Origin of the sequence: Pseudomonas sp. 3296 (assembly GCF_031456615.1) — a bacterium.
Taxonomy (GTDB): Bacteria; Pseudomonadota; Gammaproteobacteria; order Pseudomonadales; family Pseudomonadaceae; genus Aquipseudomonas; species Aquipseudomonas mucoides.
Genome location: NZ_JAVDUY010000004.1, coordinates 110,226 through 129,750 on the forward strand (window position 1 = coordinate 110,226; position 19,525 = coordinate 129,750).

Sequence of the window (19,525 nt, forward strand, 5' to 3'; positions counted from 1 at the left end):
TTTGGTTTGCTGATTCTTGATCCCACAGGGGATCAGTGGTGATCTTGGGGGTTGCGGTTTTCGCGGACGGTTACGGTCGCTGTTGTACCGGCGCGCAGGAGGTTTTTGCCCGCATAGTCATCGTCAATCTTTATCCGTACCGGCACCCGTTGCGCCAGTTTGACCCAGGTGTAGCTGGGGTTGATGTTGGCCAACAAGCGTCCACCGGGCAGGTTTTCCCGGTCGGCGATGGCGAAAGCGATGCTTTGCACGGTGCCGCCAAAGGTTTCGCCGCTCATCAATTCGACGTCGACCCTGTCACCCTCTGCGATTCGCGGCAACTTGGTCTCTTCGAAGTAACCGCTGACATAAAACGAATCGCTGTCCACCAGTGCCAATAACGGGCCGCCAGCGGTGGCGTAGTCGCCTTGACGGGTCAGGAGGTTGGTGACAAAACCGGTGACAGGCGATTCGACGCGAGTGCGTTGCAAGTCCAGTTCGGACTGGGTCAATGCCGCGATGGCCAATTGCACGTTGGCCTGGGCCAACACCAGGATAGCCTGGTTACGCAGCAGATCGGCCTGAGCCACAGCCACCTCCGTGCTGGCTTTTTCCCACTCTTCACCAGAGACGGCCGAGCGTTCCTTCAACGTACGCCGGCGTTGCTCCTCGCTCTGCCGCTGTTTGAGCAGTGCTTCGCTGGCAACGATCGCCGCCTGTGACTGCCCCAGTGAAGCTTTCGCCACTTCCACCGAGCGTTTGGAACGTTCCACGGCCAGGGTGTAGCGAGCCGGATCGATTTCCAGCAGCAGCTGGCCTTTTTCAACGTGCTGGTTGTCTTGTACACCCAGTTTGACGATGCGCCCCGAGACATCGGCAGACAACGTCACCACGTCAGCGCGAACCCGTGCATCCCGGGTCCACGGGGCCCGGGTGTAATGCTCCCAGGCAAACCAGCCCAGAATGAAAGCCAGCAATACAACGACCAATGTGGCGAGTCGGGGAAGAAATTTCTTCAAGGCATCAGGCTCCCATTACCAGAATCAGCGTCGCGCACACGCAGGCATACAACGCGCCCTCGAACAAAGCTTCATGCCAGACGAAACGCAGCACACCGAGGCGGCGCAACCCCCAGTCCAGCGCCAGAAAAATCGGCAGCGCCAATAGCAGCGCTTGGGCGATGGGCGGCAAGTACACGCCACCCAGTTCAAAATCAATGGGCAAGGGCCGGCACTCCTGTTGCAACTACCGGTTGAAAGTATTCGCGATATCGCCGCACGAACGACTCCACGATCAGCAGCGCCACGCGCATTCGGAACACCGACCACAGGTGCTCGTGAACCATGAGGTGTAGATCGTCTAATTCGTTGCCCAGGAGGCGCAGTTCCCCCAGCAGCCGATCGGAGTCTGTCCCGGACCGCCCGGCCACCCATCTTGCGCAATCGCGGACTGCAGCCAACAACCGTTGCTGTTGCTGCGAACTCAACAAGGTATTGCCCTGCCCCTGTTGCCTGAGCTGGTTCAACGCAACGCCCAGAGCCATGCACCCGAGGCTGACCTGAAATAACTCGCCGGACTGCTTGTCGCTGGTCGCCGGCAACACCCCCAGCATCATGGTCAGTCGATCGACCATGCGGCTTTCGAAGGCAAATTGCTGTTCATCGGTGGCCGTCGTTTTCATCAAGGCGTAGACCTGCTCCGCGTTTTCCTTGAACAGCCGGCGAATCCGCAGAACAGGCCGGAACGGGAAGATCAAGGCGAAGACGCTCAATGCCAGGACCGTTGCGCTGACATAGGCTCCGGCAAACTCGAACCACTGAATCGCACTGTTCTGGCCGATCCCCACATTTTGCGGCCCCAGCAAGAGAAAGGTCGATAACCCAAGACCGATGCCCGTCCCGGTGGTTGCCGGCGTGGAGAGACCTACCGCGACCGCATACAGCAACGGCGCCAACAACAAGGCCATTAGCTCGAAATCACTGATCATGGGCACCAGCATGAATTGATAAAGCGCCGACACAATCAGCGCCAGGAACAGCCCCCTTGCATAGCTCTGCGCCGCCAGCAGCGGTCTGGGGAAGGTTGCCATCAGCGAACAAAGAATCCCGACCAGCACCATGCCGCCCCGCGCGCCGTCCCAGCCGGTCTCGATCCAGATCAGTCCGGCCACCAGCAATGCAATAAAGGCTCGAATGGCGTTCATCCCCGCCAGGGTGAAATCCAGATGCAGCGGATTCGCCTGTCCCCGGTAGACGCAACTGGCCTGGCGTTCCTCCTGAATGGCGTCACTGAGCTCCAGAATCTGTTCCAGTTGCTGTAGCAACCGCGCTTGCTCCCAGCGCAGGGCCCACGCCAGCGAACGCAATGTGGCCGGCATTGTTTCGGTCAGTTGTTCTGCCTTGTAGGCCTGATCGTCGAAACGCTGCTGCAATGCCGAAAAATGATGACGTGCATCGGCCGACAGCGAGCGGCCCTTTTGGGCCAGCTCATCGAGAAACGCCAGTTCCTCGGCGCGTAAATGCTGTATTTCCAGGGGCAAATCCCCCTCCCAGCGCTCGGTCAGCAGCTCACGCTGGTGGCGCAGCGCCATCAGCCGGGACGTCAGTAAAACCAGTTGGTTTCCCAGCAGTTGCACCAACTCATCGGCGCGGCGTAATCGTGGGGCATCGTAATAAAGGTGCCGGCGCAATCCTTCCAAAACGCTGATTTCGCCTAACAGCTGCATTTGCCTGCGATGAAAATCGGCTTCGCTTTCTTCGGTTCGAATGACCGCTGCGGCGTGAGTCGCCAACAACTTGATCACCTGATCGATTTTGGCGAAGTAGCTCCGGGCCACGGTCTCGGGTCGTGCGGTCAGCAGGCTGACGACGCAGACACACGCCACCGCCAGCAGCGTCTCGGTCAAGCGCGTCACCGCCAAAAGGAAGGTGCCGTCCTGATCAGGCACGGCCAACAGCGCCACCACCACCGCCGTGTAACCACTGAGCACAAAGGCTTGGGAACTGGTGTAGCGCAATAAGGTGCCACCAGCGGTGCACAGTGCCAGCCACAGTGCCAGGGTAATGATGAAAGGCAACGGCGCCTGGGGGAAGATCGCCATGATCACGACTGCCGCGACAGCGCCCAAGGTGGTGCCGATGACCTGCCCGAGACTGCGGGCCAGCGCCATGCCGCCCAATGGCTGGCTGACGATGACCACCGCCATGATCGACCATTTGGGCTGATCGAGGTCGAACAGGAACGCGAGGTACAGGGTTAGTAGCCCCGCTGCGATAGTTCTCAAGGCAAACAGCAGCACACCGGGCCCGGGGTTGAGGATTACCTTGAAGTATTGAAGCAGCGGTTGCATGGGAGCACTCTTCGATTCACCTTCAGCAAGCGTAGTCAGTGCTTCAAGGCCTCGACAGGTTTCGATGTCGACGCAAGCTGTAGGCAAAATCCTCGACATTGAGCCACCTCGGGGTTTGACTCACAGCCCCACCTGACCGAAGCTGACGGCCTTTGCACAAGCTTGCCAGCTCCCGGATTCCTGCATGCCCCAGTCCCGCCGCTACTTGCTCATCAGTCTCTGTGTGCTGTTTGCCATTGTTATGGCCTGGTTTTTCCTGCGCAGCACAACGCCTGAGGTGCCCGAAGCGATCAAACGCGGTTACAGCGAAGCGTTGACCCAGGCCCGTTCCGGTCAGCCGGGCGCCGCACGGGTGTTATATCAGCAACTGGGGCGTCCTGATTTATCGCCCAAGCGGCGCATCTGGTTGCTCGCCGAACTCCCCAACTACCCAAGCCCGCAGGCCTTGAAACTGGCGGATGCGGACTTGCAGCATCCGGATGAAAACGTACGGATCGCCGCCATAAAGAGCATCAGCGGCCTGGTGTCTTCCGGGCAACGCAGCCTGTTGATCGGCCCATTGCTCGATGACAGCGTAGAAAACGTGCGATTTGCCGCCGTCAATGCACTGTTGGGACTGTCGCCGGATGACCTGGGGTTATATTTCGCGCCACTGGAGCAAGCCATCGATGCCTGGGAACTGGCCCTTAACAGTCAGCCACCCAGCGCGCAAAACCAATATCAATTGGCGCGCCTGCACCTGCACAACGCCGAACTGAAAGAAGCGCAGGCGGCACTTGAACGTACTTTGCAATTGGACCCCGGCAATCTGCCGGCGCTGGTGATGCAGATCGATGTGCTCGACCGCCAGGGCCAAAGCGATGCCGCACGCCAATTGCTGGCGAAACAGCTCAAAACGCAGCCCGACTCGGCCTACCTGCAACATGCCCTGGGGCTCTGGCTGCTGAATCACGGGCAAAGTGAGTTTGCGGTGCTCGGCCTTTCCAAAGCTGTGGAGCTGGAGCCCGACAACAAGGATTATCGCTATGACCTGGCGACTACCTTGCACCTTGAGCAAGAGCTGGAAGCCGCGCAGAAGCAGTTGCAAGAGATCGTCCAGCGCCACCCGGCCGACCGTAAGGCGCGTGTGCTGCTGATCAATTACTGGAAAGAAAGCGGGCAGTTGCAGAACGTGCAGATCCTGTTGGCTCAGCTGGAGCAGCTCAACCCGGATGACCCCGCGTTGCAGCAAGGCTTGTAGCAGCCCCCCTCCGTAGCAGCTGCCGAAGGCTGCTACAGGTCAGTTCCGCAAAAAGGTTGAACCGTCGTCACGACCAAAGGTCAAGAGAAAAGGCAGTCCAAACAGGCACCTCAAGCCTGCTGCCTCGCTTCCCCTGGTCATGAGAGGGTTTTTCTTGTCTACATCAACCGAGCTGTTCAGTGCAAAAGCCGCCACCGGCATCGAAGGTCTGGATGACATCCTGGCCGGGGGCTTGTCTCGTGGACATGTATTTTTGCTGGAGGGTGAACCCGGTACCGGCAAAACCACCGTTGCTTTGCATTTCCTGTTGGCCGGCGCCCGAGCCGGCGAACGCTCGTTGTACATCACCTTGTCAGAAACCGAGCGTGAGCTGCGTCAAGGCGCCCTGTCCCACGGCTGGGAGCTGGATGAGAACATCCACATCTTCGAACTGACCCCGCCGGAAAGCCTGCTCAACGCCGAGCATCAGCAAAGTCTGCTGTACTCCTCGGACCTTGAACTGGGTGAAGCCACCAAGCAGATTTTCGAAGTGGTCGAACGGGTCAAACCGACGCGCGTGGTGCTCGACAGCCTGTCCGAAATCCGCCTGTTGGCCCAGAGTTCACTGCGTTATCGGCGGCAGATTCTGGCAATCAAACACTACTTTGTGCGTTACGACGCTACCGTGTTGTTGCTGGATGACCTGACCACCGAATCCCTCGATAAAACCGTACACAGCGTCGCGCACGGCGTGATTCGCCTCGAAGAACTCACACCGAACTATGGCGCCGAACGTCGACGTATCCGCGTGGTGAAGTACCGCGGCCAGAAGTATCGCGGCGGCTTTCACGACTTCACCATCATGGGCGACGGTGTGCACGTATTCCCGCGCCTGGTCGCGGCCGAACACCGAGGTGGCTACATCCGCCAACAGTTGACCAGCGGCATCAAAGAAATGGACGCCCTGCTCGGCGGCGGTATCGAGACTGGTTCCAGCACGCTGATCCTTGGGCCGGCCGGTACCGGAAAATCGCTGATCTCGATGATCTTCGCCGCTGCCGCCGTGGCGCGTGGCGAAAAAGCCGCGCTGTTCATTTTCGATGAAGAGCTGGGGTTACTGTTCGAGCGCATGAAAAACATGGGCATCGACCTGCAGGCCCTGCAGGACACCGGCAACCTGCTGATAGAGCAAGTCGACGCCGCCGAACTGTCCCCCGGCGAGTTCTCCCACCGGGTGCGCCGCTGTGTCGATGAACGTCAGATCAAAACCGTGGTGATCGATAGCATCAATGGCTATCAGGCCGCGATGCCTGAGGAAAATGCGCTGGTACTGCACATGCACGAGTTGCTGCTGTACCTCAATCGCCGAGGCGCTGCGACGTTCATGACCGTTGCTCAACATGGACTGGTCGGTGACATGCAAGCGCCGGTCGACATCACATACCTGGCTGACACGGTGATCCTCTTGCGCTACTTCGAAGCACTGGGCAAGGTTCGCCGGGCGATCTCGATCATCAAGAAGCGCACCGGCAGCCACGAATCGACCATTCGCGAATACCGCATCGGCAGCCGGGGCATGACCATCGGTGAACCATTGGACGCGTTCCAGGGCGTATTACGCGGCGTACCAACCTATCTGGGCGCCAGCCAACCACTGCTCCAGGACGATGTCCGGTGAGTATTGTCGAGGCGATGTCCGAGCGCGCAATCATTCTCGCGCCACTGGGACGTGACAGCCAGATTGCGCTGATGATGCTCAACGAGGCGGGATTCGAAGGCATTGTGACCCGGGATCTGGTGGCGCTGTGCGCGGAGTTGGTCAAAGGTGCCGGCCTGCTGCTGATTTCTTCGGAAGCCCTGATAGGGAGTGATCTTGACCCTCTGCGGTTGCTGATCGATCAGCAACCGGCCTGGTCCGATCTGCCGATTGTATTACTGACACACCACGGTGGCCCGGAGCAGAACCCTGCGTCACGACTCGGCCCGCAATTAGGCAACGTCACCTTTCTTGAGCGCCCTTTTCATCCGGTGACCTTGATCAGTCTCGTCACCACCGCGTTGCGCGGTCGTCGACGACAGTATGAGGCCAGGGACCGGTTGATCGATCTGAGCCAAAGTGAACTGCGCCTGCAAAACACCCTGGAAACCCTCGAGCAACAAGTCGAGGAGCGCACTGCACAGTTGCGCCACAACGAAGAAGCCCTCAGACAATCCCAAAAGATGGAAGCGGTTGGCCAGCTTACCGGCGGCATTGCCCATGACTTCAATAATATGCTGACCGGCATCATCGGCAGCCTTGAGTTGCTGCGCCGGCGTCTCGCCAGAGGACGCACCGAGGACCTCGACGGCTTGATCGACCTTGGCGTGACCTCTGCCAACCGAGCCGCCGGCCTGACTCATCGCCTGCTGGCGTTCTCGCGCCGTCAATCACTGGACTCCAAACCCGTGGAAATGAACACCCTCGTGGTGTCCATGGGCGAACTGCTGCAACGCAGCATCAATGAAAGTATTCATCTGGACATGCAGTTGAGCGATGACTTATGGGTGGCCGAGGCCGATCCCAATCAACTCGAGAGCGCCCTGCTCAACCTCGTGCTCAACGCCCGCGATGCCATGCCCGAAGGCGGCACGCTGGCGGTCAATACGTCCAATCAAACGCTCGATTCGGGATTCGTTGCGGCCCACGGCAATCTACAGCCCGGTGATTATGTGGTGCTGCGCGTTTCCGACACCGGTTGTGGCATGCCCGAAAGCACGATCACCCGCGCCTTTGACCCCTTCTTTACGACCAAGCCGATTGGTCAGGGCACCGGTTTGGGGTTGTCGATGATTTACGGGTTCAGCAAGCAGTCGAACGGTCACGTCACGATCGACAGCGAAGTCGGTCGCGGCACATCAGTGAGTGTGTTTTTGCCGCGCTACAGAGGCGGGGAGCTGGCCGAGGAAAACCTGATGGACATCCAGCAGGCGCCTTATGCTCAGGATGGTGAAACCGTGCTGATCGTCGAGGACGACCCGGCGGTTCGCGTGCTGGTCAGTGCCGTGTTGAGTGAGTTGGGTTATGCCTTCGTGGAAGCCGGTGACGCTGACAGCGCGGTGCCGATTCTTGATTCCGCGCAGCGGATTGATCTATTGATCAGCGATGTCGGACTGCCGGGCATGAACGGCCGACAACTGGCGGAAATCGGTCGGCAATATCGGCCTGACCTGAAAGTGCTGTTCATCACCGGTTATGCCGAACACGCGGCTGTGCGGGGTGGTTTTCTGGACCCCGGCATGCAGATGATCACCAAACCCTTCACCTTTGACCTGCTGACGGCCAAGGTGCGGGAGATGATCAGTATCTGATGCGCCCCGAGGGCCTATGGCAAAGAGCTCAGGACAGCAGTTGCTGCATGAGCTCTTGCAGTTCATCCAGGTCGAACGGCTTGGCCAGGATCGGCGCGGTCTTGGTGATCGGGCTGTCTGTCTCGCGGATTTCCTGCGGATAACCGCTGATAAAAATCACTTTGAGTTCCGGTCGCAGTCTCACTGCGGGCTCAGCGATCTGCACGCCGGAAATCCCGCCGGGCAAGCGGAAGTCAGTGATCATCATGTCCAGGTGCGGCTTGCTCGCCAGAATTTCAAAGGCCTGCTCGCCATTTTCGGCTTGCAGCACCCGGTAACCTTCACCCGACAAGTACGCGGACAGCACCATCAGAATCGAGGGGTCATCCTCGACGACGAGTACTACATCTTGTGCATCTTCACTCATGGGAAGCCTTTGTTCGGTCAATAGCTGCTGATACGACCGTGGGGTCGCTCAGAGGTTGCGTTTATCTGGCTCATTTCCTAAAGCGGCAGACAAACGCGAAATAGAGCGCCTTCGTTGATTTTGCTCTCGACGGCGATGGAACCGCCATGGGCGGCGATAATCTGCTCGGAAATAAACAGTCCAAGACCCAGCCCCGCGACCACGGTCTTGGCGGAAACACGCTCGAACTGTTGAAAAATACGCTTCTGGTTTTCTTCACTGATGCCGATCCCTTGATCCTGCACCTCGACCCGCGCCTGACCGTCCTGTACGTACACCCGCACATCAATCTGGCTTTTGCCACCATAACGCAAGGCGTTGGTGAGCAGATTTGAAATGACTTGCTCGATGCGAAACTCATCCCAGTGGCCGACCACTGGCTGCTCGGCAGTAAAGCGCGTGGAACACTCGGCGGCCTCGACTTGCGGCTTGAAGTTATCCAACAGATTGCCGACCAATTGCACCAGATCGAACTTTGTGGGACGGATCGACAGCTTGCCGGTGCGAATGCGCGACACATCCAGCATATCTTCGATCAACCGGATCAAGCTTTTGATCTGCCGTTCGTCGCGGTCGACCATGGCGTGCATCTTGTCCAGGGTGAACGCCGACGCATTATCCCGGGCCAGGTGCATCTTGCGCAGCTGGGTTTCAAGGATCAGGCCATTGAGTGGCGTGCGCACTTCGTGGGCGACAATCGACATGAAGTCATCGCGCATGCGCACTGCTTGCTCCAGTTCCAGTTGAGTATTCTGCAATTGCTGAAGCAACGCTTCCTGCTCGCGGCGGCTCTGCTCCAGCGCTTCAACCTGCTGCTTCATCGCTTTGCTCTGGCGATACAGGTCGACGAACACGTTGACCTTGCTCTTGACCGCGTGAATGTCCAACGGCTTGTGCAGGAAATCCACCGCACCGCTTTCGTAGCCTTTGAACGCGTAGTTCAACTCCCGGCCGGCAGCGCTGACGAACACAATCGGGATGTTTTTGGTTTTTTCCGTGCCGCGCATCAATTCGGCCAACTCGAAGCCGTTCATGCCGGGCATCTGTACATCGAGAATCGCCATGGCGAATTCGTGCTGTAACAGCAGCGACAAGGCTTCATCGGCGGACAAGGCTTTGTAGACCATGCGGTCTTCGCGCTTGATCAGCGCTTCGAGCGCCAGCAGGTTCTCCGGCAGATCGTCGACGATCAGCAGTTTGGCTTGGATGTTACTTAGCATGCTATTCGTTCCAGCTCGACAAGCAGACGGCCGATGCCGCCGATAGGGAGAATATGGTCCGGCTCATGAACATCCAGCGCCGCCTGGGGCATGGTTGCAACCTGCGCCTCATTCGGGTCTTGCACGATGGTCATTCCACCGCGACTTTTGACGTGGGATAAACCACGAGCGCCGTCACGGTTGGCCCCGGTCAACAACACGGCGGCCAGTGCTGAACCGTAGGTGTCGCCAGCGGACTCGAACAGGTAATCGATGGCGGGTCGCGAATGGTGGACGCGCTCTTCCAGGCTCAAAGAGAAACTGCGGTCATGTTCCACCGACAGGTGATAACCGGGCGTGGCGAAATACAACGTCCCGGCTTCAATCCGGGTTTTATCGGTCGCTTCCCGAACAGGCATTAAAACCCGGCGCGCAAATACTTCAGCCAACAGGCTGCGGCGCTCTTCAGGCAGGTGCAACACAACAATGATTGGCAGTGCGAAGCCTTCGCGCAACGGGCTGAGAATAGTCAGCAACGCCTCTACGCCACCGGCCGAAGCGCCGATCACGATAGCTTCAATAGAAGGAACAGCTTCAGTGTCGTTCATGATTTGCGGTAGATCCGTTCTTGTTTGACCAGCGGCTCGAACTGGTTGCCGAAGGCCGAAAAATCCGGGGTTTCCTTACTGCCCAACACCAGGAATCCACGATGACACAGCGACTCATGAAACAATCCGAACGCACGATCCTGAAGTTTTTTATTAAAATAAATCAATACGTTACGACACGAAATTAATTGAGTCTCTGAAAAGACACTGTCCGTCGCCAGACTGTGGTCGGCGAAGGTCACATTCTCGCACAGGCTCTTGTCAAAAATGGCGTAGCCATAGGCCGCCGTGTAGTAATCGGCGAACGAGCACTGGCCACCGGCCTGCTGGTAATTAGCAGTGTAGGCGCGGACATTCTCCATGGAGAAAATCCCTTGCCGGGCCTTGTCCAGCGAGCGCGGGTTGATGTCGGTGGCATAAATGATGGTGCGTTCCAGCAAACCTTCTTCACGCAACAGAATCGCCATCGAATAGACCTCTTCACCGGTACTGCACCCGGCAATCCAGATCTTGATCGAGGGATAGGTCTTGAGCAGCGGCACCACTTCCTTGCGGATCGCGAGGAAGTGCGACGGGTCGCGGAACATCTCGCTGACCGGGATCGTCAGCAGTTGCAACAACTGCATAAACGCAGTCGGGTCATGCAGGACCTTTTCCTGCAACGCCGAGATGGTATTGCACTCGAACTGAACCAGCGCATGATTTACCCGACGCTTGATCGAAGCGCCGGAGTAGTCGCGAAAGTCATAGCTGTACTTGAGGTAAATCGCCTCGATCAACAAGCGCAATTCGATGTCGCTGTTTCGCTCCACTGAATAAATGCCTTCCACTAAATGCGTTCCATCTTCGGTAACCACACGCGAATCAGCGAGAACAGGCGATCCAGGTCGATGGGCTTGGCCAGGTAATCATTGGAACCCGCCTGCAGGCAGCGCTCCTGATCGTCCTTCATGGCCTTGGCCGTCACCGCAATGATCGGCAGCTTGCGCCAGCGCGGGTCCTTGCGGATCTCGATAGTGGCTTCGAAGCCATCCATCTCCGGCATCATCACGTCCATCAACACCAGATCGATGTCCTCGACTTCATTCAACCTTTCAATCGCTTCACGACCGTTTCGACCAATGACCACGACTGCGCCCTTTTGCTCCAGTGCACTGGTGAGGGCGAAGATGTTGCGTACATCGTCGTCCACCAGCAGCACCTTGCGACCCTCGAAGACCTTGTCGCGGCTGCGCGCGGTCTTGAGCATCCTTTGCCGTTCATGGGACAACTTCGATTCGACTTTGTGCAGAAAGAGTGTGACCTCGTCCAGCAAACGCTCAGGCGAACGCGCGCCTTTGATGATGATCGAGCGCGAATACTTGCGCAGTTCGGTCTCTTCATCGCGGGTCAGGTTGCGCCCGGTGTAGACAATCACCGGCGGGAACGAGCAGATGTCTTCCGTGGACATGCGCTTGAGCAAGTCGTTACCGAGCATGTCCGGCAATTTCAAGTCGATGATCATGCAATCGAAAATCGTCGTGCGCAGCAGGTCCAGCGCGTCCTGGGCCAGGCCTACCGCCGTGATTTCGATGTCCTCGTCACCGATCAGCCGGGCAATGCTGTCGCGCTGCAGATCATCGTCTTCCACCAGCAACACGCGCTTGACCTTCTGGGTCAGCTTGGCTTCGAGGCGGGCGAACACATCCTTGAGTTCTTCGCGAGTCGTCGGCTTGACCGCGTAACCGATGGCGCCCATGTGCATGGCGGCCTCGACCCGGTCTTCAACCGATATCACGTGAACCGGAATGTGCCGGGTTTCGGCGTGCTCTTTCAGGCGCTGCAACACGGTGAGCCCGGAATGATCCGGCAGGCGCATGTCCAGCAGAATGGCGTCGGGAATGAACTCTTTGGCCAGGTCATACCCTTCGTCGGCCCCGTGAGCAACCAGGCACTGATAGCCCAGTTCGTGCGCAAGGTCGAAAAGAATGTTCGCAAAGTTCGGCTCATCCTCCACGATCAGAATGCACCGCGTCTTGAACGGCGCCTGGCCGCGGTCGTCGTTGAAACGAGGAATATCAACCGGGGCAACCAGTGGAGCCAACTCCGCCGGTGCCGAGCGGGGGGTGATTGCGACGGGTGAAGTCTGCATCGGCTCGACAGGCTCGTCGCCCGGCTCGACGTATTGCTCAGGCAACACCAGCGTGAACACACTGCCCTGCCCCGGCTCGCTGCTGACGCTGATCGCACCACCGAGCAACGCGGCCAGGTCCCGGGAAATCGACAAGCCCAGGCCGGTGCCGCCGTACCGGCGATTAGTGGTGCCATCCGCCTGACGGAACGCTTCGAAAATGCTGTCCTGCTGGTCTTCGGCGATACCGATGCCCGAGTCGCGGATGATGAAGGCCACGCCCTCATTCGGTTGCGAGGCCACGGTAAAGCTGACCGAACCCTTCTCGGTGAATTTCACCGCGTTCGACAGCAGGTTTTTGATCACCTGTTCCAGACGCTGGCGGTCGGTGAAAAGCATCTTCGGCGCACCGGGTTGCAGTTCAACGTGAAACGCGAGGTGCTTGTCAGCCGCCATCGGCTCGAACATCCCGCGCAAGCCGTCAACCAGACGCTCGACGCTGACGTTCTCCGGACGCATCTCCAGCTTGCCGGCCTCGACTTTGGAAATATCGAGAATGTCGTTGATCAGGTTGAGCAAGTCATTACCGGCGGAATAAATCGACTCGGCGAATTTCACCTGTTCGGCGCTGAGGTTTTCCTGAGGGTTTTCGGCGAGCAATTTGGCCAGGATCAACGAACTGTTCAGCGGCGTGCGCAGTTCGTGCGACATGTTGGCGAGGAACTCGGACTTGTATTTACTGGAGCGCTGCAACTCCAGGGCGCGGTCCTCAAGTTGCACTTGGGCCAGGTTGAGCTCGGTGTTCTTCTGATCCATGGCATCGCGCTGGTCTGCGAGGATCTGTGCCTGCTCGGCGAGCTGCTCGTTGGTCTGCTCGAGTTCCACCTGCTGGGTTTCCAGGTGCGCCTGGGACTCCTTGAGAATCCGCGACTGTTCTTCGAGTTCTTCGTTGGCGGTCTTGAGCTCTTCCTGCTGCACTTGCAGCGCTTCGTTGAGCTGCTGGGTTTCAGCCAACACTTCCTGCAAACGCTGGCGATAGCGTGCCGCCTCGATGGAAGTGCCGATGTTGCCGGCAATCAACTCCAGCAACTCGATGTCACGATCAGACAGCGGACGCAGGAAGCCCAGTTCGATCACACCGTTGACCCGGTCGTCGTCACTGGTCGGCACCACGAGCACGCTCTGCGGCAGGCCTTCGCCCAGGCCCGAACTGACCTTGAAGTAATTGCTCGGCACATCATCCAGACGAATCAGGCGGGCCTGGTTCGCGACCTGGCCGACAATGCCTTCATCGCTGTAGATCTGCTGATTTCGCTCTTCCTGCTCGCGAGAGAAACCGTAGGAAGCAATACGCTTGAGGCCACCGTGGTCTTCGCGAACATAAATGGCGGCGACGGCGGTGCCCAGGTACTGCGCGCAAAACTGCAGAATGTTGCGCCCCAACAGATTGAGGCTCAGCTGGCCCAATACTTGTTCGGCCAGCTCGGTCTGGCCGTTACGCAGCCAGGCTTGTTGCTCCAGGCGCAAGGCGCTGGATTGCTGCGCAGCGAGGTTGGCACTGTAGATTTGCGAGAGATTGAGCAAGTCGCGTCGACCAATGAAGGCGAGCATGGCGCTGACACCGGCGACGAACAGCAGGTACAGGCCGATGCTCCAAAGCGTGGTACGGCGCACTTCGTCGCTGCGCGTGGCGCGCAGCTGCTGCTCCATGTCGACCACGTCTTCGAACTGCTTGCGGATTTCATCGGTCAGGCGCTTGCCGCGCCCGGCCTTGACCGCACCGCGATAGTCACCGCTGGTGCGCTGCAAATCGATCATCGATTGCGCATAGCTCGCCCACTCGGTCTGCAACGCTTGCAGACGACGCAAGCGATCGGTTTGCGCCGGGTTGTCCGCGGTGAGCTCAAGCAAGGTATCAAGGGCCACCGCTATTCTCGGCTTGGCCGTTTCGTAGGGGTCAAGAAAGTGCTCGTCACCGGTCAGCAGGTAACCGCGCATGCCGGTTTCCAGGTCGATGGTCAACTTGGCCGCTTCATTGGCGTTATTGATCACCCGGTCGGTGTGCTCGACCCATTGGATTACCGACAACAGATAAGTGATCAGCGAAACAAAAAATACCGCGCTGATGACACCGACGCCCAATGGCAGGCTGACGTTGCGGCTCAGGAGTTTGCGGAATCGTTGCTCATCAACCGAAGACGCAGTGGTCATGGGGAGGCCTTGTCGAACTGTTCAAAAGCACGGAGTTTGCCCCAAAAGAAGCACGCTGATCCAATTTTCTGCCTTGTAACAGGGTAAATCCCGCATTTAGCTGCGCGAGCGCGAAGGGAGCGGTTATCCTTGCCATCTTGTACAGCTGTTCTTTTTTGCACAACGCTGGGAACTTGTCGGGATCCGCCACTTACTCATGCAAGAGCCCGGTGACTTCCATCGACCGGCACCCCTGAATTCAATCTTTGTGAGTAACCACTATGTCCACCGACGCCTTCATCATTTTAGTAGTCGAAGACGATGCCATTGTGCGCATGCTGATCGTTGACGTGCTGGAGGAGCTGGAGTTCAAAGTCCTTGAGGCCGATGGCAGCGAGCAGGCACTGGAATTTCTCAACGATGAAGACCAGTACATCCACTTGATGATGACCGACGTCGGCTTGCCCGTGATGGACGGCCGGGAACTGGCTATCCAGGCGCGAATGCTGCGCCCTGAGTTGCCCATCCTGTTCGCCAGCGGTTATGCCGAAAGCATTGATGTGCCTGCCGGCATGCAGGTGATCGGCAAACCGTTTTCGATTGATCAGCTGCGGGACAAGGTCAAGTCCATGCTTGCCTGACCTATCAGTACGACTTCTCAGTACGGCCCCTCTCCATTACCCGCACCAAGGAATTCCCGTTAATGAGTCAGCCCCGCGCAACCAAAGTTCTGGTTATTGGTTACGTTTGGCCCGAGCCCCGCTCTTCAGCGGCCAGCGGGCATGTCATGCAAATCCTCGATACGTTCTTGCAGCAAGGCTGGGACGTCACCTTCAGCAGTCCGGCCGGCACCGGTGAACACCGGGCGGACCTGACGGCGCTGGGTATTCGTGAAGTCGCCATCGAGTTGAACAACAGCAGCTTTGACGCGTTCATCACCGAGCTGGCGCCGGATATCGTGCTGTTCGATCAGTTCATGATGGAAGAACAATTCGGCTGGCGCGTTGAAAAACATTGCCCCGACGCGCTGCGTGTCCTCGAGACCTCCGATTTGCAAAGTCTGCGTCATGCCCGGCATCAACGACTCAAAGACCGATTGAAAGACCGTGATGACGCCAACGACTTCAGCGAGTTGTTTGCCCCGGCATTGCGCGAAGAGTTCGAGTTGATGGCGGATACGGACCTGGCCAAACGCGAAATTGCCGCGCTGTATCGTTGCGACGTGAACCTGATGATTTCCGAGGTGGAAATCGAGTTGCTGGTCGAACAATTCAAGTTGCCGCGCAACCTGTTGCACTGGTGCCCCCTGATGGTCGATTCGCCCAGTGCGCCACCGTTGCCGTTTGCAGACCGGGCGCACTTTTTGAGTATCGGTAACTTTCGCCATGCGCCGAACTGGGATGCGGTGCTCTGGATGAAAACGGCCATCTGGCCATTGATCCGCGAACAATTGCCCAAGGCGCAGTTGCATATCTACGGCGCTTACACACCACCCAAGGCCACGGCCTTGCACAACCCGGCGCAGGGCTTTCATGTCATGAACTGGGCTGAAGATGCCTTGCAAGTCATGTCGGCGGCACGGGTGTGTCTGGCACCGCTGCGATTCGGTGCTGGTATCAAAGGCAAGATCGTCGACGCGATGTTGTGTGGCACGCCTACAGTCACAACGCCTATCGGCGCCGAAGCGATGCATGGCGAACATCTCTGGCCCGGCGCAGTGACCCAGACAGCTCAGGCGTTCGCCGATAGCGCGGTTCGACTGTACAAGGATGAAACACTTTGGATAGAAGCCCAATCTCTGGGGCGGACGTTGTTGGCCGATCGCTATCAAGCGTCTGAACATGGTCCAGCATTGATCGATAAATTGTTGTACTGCCAGCAACATCTGTCGCAACTTAGAAGCGATAACTTTACAGGCAGCATGCTGCGTCATCACCACCATAAAAGTACGCAGTATATGGCCCAATGGATTGAAGCAAAAAACAGAACTCCGCTATAACGCTTTAACAATAAACATTTTGCATCAGCCGTATTATTGACCCCGCCCGGCATCCCCCTTCTTAATACCCAGCCGAACGTGCAAACTTTCAGTCCCGTTCGGCACAGTCTTTTTATTTAATCTTTCAATGCAGGGATGCATCACATGAATAACGCTGTTCAAAATAATGACGCGCTCAACAACTGGATGTCCGCCCATCCGGCAATTGATACATTGTCGCTCACTGAATTAACACTGCCGGGCACTCACAACGCTGGCAGCGACTGGAAAGCGTCCTGGCCATTTATTCCAGGTGCTCATTGGCTGGCCTGCCAGCATCAATCCTTTTTCGCGCAACTGAACCATGGCGCTCGAGCACTCGACATTCGACTGATGTACGACGCGGGTGCACCCGATCCAGCGAAATTTCGCATTCACCACAATGGCTACCGCAATAACCGTACCTTGGGGACTCTTGTCACCGATGTGCAACACTTTCTTCGGGCGAATCCCGATGAGTTCATCATTCTGGACTTCCATGATTTGAAGGGTGACCCGTTTGATTACGCTTACTTCAATAATATGATCAAGCAATTTCTCGGCCATTGCCTGATCCCCAGAAAAAACCAATCCTTGAGTCTGCATCAACTCAAAAAAACCAGCCCCGTACAAAGGGTGTTGGTCGCAGCCCCATGGCATCCCGCACTTGATGAAAATTTGTTTATCCGGCAAATCGAACACCAATGGTCCGGCAGCGGCATCACCAACGCTAAGGAATTAGAGAAGCACATTGCTGACGTGTTGAGAAACCCGCCAGGAACGTGGGCACCCTGGTCACTTTCCGCTACCAGCTACAGCGCGCTCGGCGGCCCGGTGGATATACACGAAAAACTTGACTCCTGGTTTGACCCAAAGATCAGTAATTGGGCCGAGAAGTGCAACATTATCAATGTCGACTTCATTGAAGAATCCCAACTGGTTTCTTATTGCAAGACCGTCAACCTGAAAAAAGCCGGCTGGCGCAATGTTTAGTTGCCGTGCCACCAAATCGCTATTTTTGTGCAAGTATTTCTGTGACTGGCAATGCTGAGAGGCACTTCTATGCTGGGTCATGAAGTCTCCCCCACGGATGGGGCAAATCACCGACAAGGAAACGTCATGACCTATAACACTGCAACTGCACTCGACAAACAAAAATGGATGAGCAACGTACTGGACATCGACCGGTTGAAGCTGACCGATATTGTCTGGCCCGGCACGCACAACGCCGGGATGGACAAAAAGGCCCCCAACTACGAGGTCGTGGTCGGCAATTGGACGACGTGCCAGAACGATTCATTTGCCTGGCAACTGGCCAACGGCGCACGGGCATTCGATATCCGACTCGGCTGTACCGCCGGCCCGGAAGTACCGGTCTATTATTTTCATCACAACGGCTTTCAGTCCCACCGCATTCTTGATGAGCTGATCGAAGCGGTAGCGACATTCCTGACTCAAAATCCGGACGAATTCATCGTCCTCGACTTCCATCAGTTGGGAGATGGGTCAAAGATTTTTGACTACCGGCAATTCAATGACTTGCTGATGCGCCGCCTGGGTTCGCGCTTGATTCCCTATTCGGATGCATTCAGCACCGTGGAACAACTCAAACGTGCCAGTTCGCGGCGCCGCATCGTCTTGGCGGCGCGCGCGAAACCCGGACTGGACAATGAATATTTCTGGCCGCAGATTCCTCATAAGTGGAACGGCAACTCATTCATCGATGCCATCGATCTGAAATCGCACATCGAGACCACCCTCGCAGGAGCACCTTACGAGACCTTCCTCTGGTCGTTGCCAGCGACCTGCTATTCGCTGCTGGGTGGCCCGCAACACTTAAAAAATCAAATCAACGATTGGTTCCACAGCTCTCGCGATTGGGTCACACGGTGCAGCATTATCAGCACCGACTTCTTTGATGAAGCGGACATTGTCCGCTATTGCTGGAGTGCCACCAGCATGAAGGCGGTATACGGACACCGATTGCATGAGCCGGCATAAGAGATAGTCGTTGCAGGCTGGCATCGCAGGTGCCAAAAGGGGCATGATCCGGTAGCGATAACAAGAAAAGCATCCTGACATGACCCGAACAGCCCGCGTGACAGACCCCTCCTATGAACTGATGGATGACCATAACGGGTTGTCCATCATTTACCGCCAGCACGGGTTCCCCTGCCCTTTGGTGCGCTGGCATTTTCATAAGGAATACGAACTGCACCTGATCGTCGCCAGCTCCGGCAAAGTGTTCATTGGCGATTACATCGGCAACTTCTATCCGGAGACACTCTTCCTCACTGGCCCCAACCTGCCGCACAACTGGATCAGCCAGGTCGAGGAAGACGAAGTGGTGCCCAAGCGCGACATGCTGGTCAACTTCACTGACGAGTTGTTCGAAAGCGGCCATCAGGTGTTCGCCGAACTCAAGAGCTTGGCCCCACTGCTGGAGCGCGCGCAGTACGGCATCGAGTTTCGCTGCAAGCGCACCATCCGCCAGGCCATGACACTGATGCAACGGATCGCCGACACCCAAGGCGTGACCCGCCTCGGGCATTTTTTTATTCTGCTGGAGCTGCTGGCAGCCTCCGACGATTTTCAATTGCTGTCAGGGGCAACGACGCCGCAATTGGCTGATGAGCACAATATCGATCGCACCAACCGAGCCGTGGATTACATCTTCGCCCACTACGCCCGGGAGCTGTCGCTCGAGGAAGTCGCCGAGCATTTGGGCATGAAGCCGACTTACTTCAGTCGCGTCTTCAAGCAAGCCACCGGGCGCTGCTTCATCGAATTCGTCAATCGTCTGCGCATCAGCAAATCCTGTGAGTTGCTGGCCGATGGCGACAAACCGGTGACCGACGTGTGCTTCGAGTCGGGTTTCAACAATATTTCCAACTTCAACCGGCGTTTTCAGCAACTCAAGGGCATGACGCCGTCGCACTACCGGCGGCTGGCGGTGCAGCGCCTCACTGAGCAAAATCTCGGCTAACCCACAGGGGGCTGTATTTCAGCCTGGAACCTGTACGGAATCGATAGCGCCTCCGCGCTGAAAAGCCCTTCCCTG

16 protein-coding genes are annotated in these 19,525 nt (G+C 57.4%); 8 read left to right on the plus strand and 8 right to left on the minus strand.

Annotation, left to right across the window (positions count from 1 at the left end; translation table 11 throughout):
• Positions 1 to 32 precede the first annotated feature (32 nt).
• The 3 genes from J2X66_RS11830 to J2X66_RS11840 are packed head-to-tail and all read right to left on the minus strand — an operon-like array spanning position 33 to position 3,328.
• On the minus strand, positions 33 to 998 hold the full coding sequence (locus tag J2X66_RS11830; protein ID WP_310264355.1) for an HlyD family secretion protein: 966 nt from the start codon (positions 996 to 998) through the stop codon (positions 33 to 35).
• A 4-nt stretch (positions 999 to 1,002) separates the two neighbouring features.
• Complete coding sequence (locus J2X66_RS11835) at positions 1,003 to 1,203, minus strand: DUF1656 domain-containing protein (protein ID WP_007949274.1); 201 nt, start codon at positions 1,201 to 1,203, stop codon at positions 1,003 to 1,005.
• Positions 1,193 to 3,328 (minus strand): FUSC family protein, encoded by a 2,136-nt coding sequence (locus J2X66_RS11840; RefSeq protein ID WP_310264358.1) that lies wholly within the window; start codon positions 3,326 to 3,328, stop codon positions 1,193 to 1,195. Before J2X66_RS11840 ends, J2X66_RS11835 begins: the two co-directional genes overlap by 11 nt.
• A gap of 184 nt (positions 3,329 to 3,512) precedes the next feature.
• Between J2X66_RS11840 and J2X66_RS11845 the strand changes: the two genes are divergently transcribed.
• The 3 genes from J2X66_RS11845 (at position 3,513) to J2X66_RS11855 (ending at position 7,895) form a co-directional block, all read left to right on the plus strand.
• Positions 3,513 to 4,568: a tetratricopeptide repeat protein gene (locus J2X66_RS11845; protein ID WP_310264360.1), complete on the plus strand. Its 1,056-nt coding sequence runs from the start codon at positions 3,513 to 3,515 to the stop codon at positions 4,566 to 4,568.
• Positions 4,569 to 4,722: 154 nt separating this feature from the next.
• A complete protein-coding gene (locus J2X66_RS11850; RefSeq protein WP_310264363.1) occupies positions 4,723 to 6,225 on the plus strand; it encodes an ATPase domain-containing protein in 1,503 nt (500 codons plus the stop codon).
• Between the two features lie 14 nt (positions 6,226 to 6,239).
• Positions 6,240 to 7,895, plus strand: coding sequence for an ATP-binding protein (locus tag J2X66_RS11855; RefSeq protein ID WP_405046777.1), 1,656 nt, complete (start codon positions 6,240 to 6,242; stop codon positions 7,893 to 7,895).
• A gap of 28 nt (positions 7,896 to 7,923) precedes the next feature.
• On the opposite strand, the gene J2X66_RS11860 is transcribed toward J2X66_RS11855, so the two are convergent.
• The 5 genes from J2X66_RS11860 to J2X66_RS11880 all read right to left on the minus strand — a co-directional run bounded on the left by J2X66_RS11860 (position 7,924) and on the right by J2X66_RS11880 (position 14,468).
• Positions 7,924 to 8,301: a response regulator gene (locus tag J2X66_RS11860; protein ID WP_310264366.1), complete on the minus strand. Its 378-nt coding sequence runs from the start codon at positions 8,299 to 8,301 to the stop codon at positions 7,924 to 7,926.
• 77 nt (positions 8,302 to 8,378) lie between these two features.
• Positions 8,379 to 9,560: a hybrid sensor histidine kinase/response regulator gene (locus tag J2X66_RS11865; protein WP_310264369.1), complete on the minus strand. Its 1,182-nt coding sequence runs from the start codon at positions 9,558 to 9,560 to the stop codon at positions 8,379 to 8,381.
• Complete coding sequence (locus J2X66_RS11870) at positions 9,554 to 10,147, minus strand: chemotaxis protein CheB (RefSeq protein ID WP_310264370.1); 594 nt, start codon at positions 10,145 to 10,147, stop codon at positions 9,554 to 9,556. Before J2X66_RS11870 ends, J2X66_RS11865 begins: the two co-directional genes overlap by 7 nt.
• A complete protein-coding gene (locus J2X66_RS11875) occupies positions 10,144 to 10,977 on the minus strand; it encodes a protein-glutamate O-methyltransferase CheR (RefSeq protein WP_310264372.1) in 834 nt (277 codons plus the stop codon). The genes J2X66_RS11870 and J2X66_RS11875 overlap by 4 nt, the downstream gene beginning before the upstream one ends.
• Positions 10,977 to 14,468 (minus strand): response regulator, encoded by a 3,492-nt coding sequence (locus tag J2X66_RS11880; protein WP_310264375.1) that lies wholly within the window; start codon positions 14,466 to 14,468, stop codon positions 10,977 to 10,979. Before J2X66_RS11880 ends, J2X66_RS11875 begins: the two co-directional genes overlap by 1 nt.
• A 260-nt stretch (positions 14,469 to 14,728) precedes the next feature.
• On the opposite strand from J2X66_RS11880, the gene J2X66_RS11885 reads away from it, so the two are divergent.
• The 5 genes from J2X66_RS11885 to J2X66_RS11905 all read left to right on the plus strand — a co-directional run bounded on the left by J2X66_RS11885 (position 14,729) and on the right by J2X66_RS11905 (position 19,450).
• Complete coding sequence (locus tag J2X66_RS11885) at positions 14,729 to 15,088, plus strand: response regulator (protein ID WP_310264377.1); 360 nt, start codon at positions 14,729 to 14,731, stop codon at positions 15,086 to 15,088.
• Between the two features lie 62 nt (positions 15,089 to 15,150).
• Positions 15,151 to 16,446 carry a glycosyltransferase gene (locus J2X66_RS11890; RefSeq protein ID WP_310264378.1) on the plus strand — a complete coding sequence of 432 codons (1,296 nt, stop codon included), beginning with the start codon at positions 15,151 to 15,153 and terminating at the stop codon, positions 16,444 to 16,446.
• Between the two features lie 144 nt (positions 16,447 to 16,590).
• A complete protein-coding gene (locus tag J2X66_RS11895) occupies positions 16,591 to 17,457 on the plus strand; it encodes a phospholipase (protein ID WP_310264382.1) in 867 nt (288 codons plus the stop codon).
• Between the two features lie 126 nt (positions 17,458 to 17,583).
• Positions 17,584 to 18,465, plus strand: a complete 882-nt coding sequence (locus tag J2X66_RS11900; protein ID WP_310264384.1) for a phospholipase — start codon at positions 17,584 to 17,586, stop codon at positions 18,463 to 18,465.
• 79 nt (positions 18,466 to 18,544) lie between these two features.
• Complete coding sequence (locus J2X66_RS11905; RefSeq protein WP_310264387.1) at positions 18,545 to 19,450, plus strand: AraC family transcriptional regulator; 906 nt, start codon at positions 18,545 to 18,547, stop codon at positions 19,448 to 19,450.
• The last annotated feature ends 75 nt before the right edge of the window (positions 19,451 to 19,525 follow it).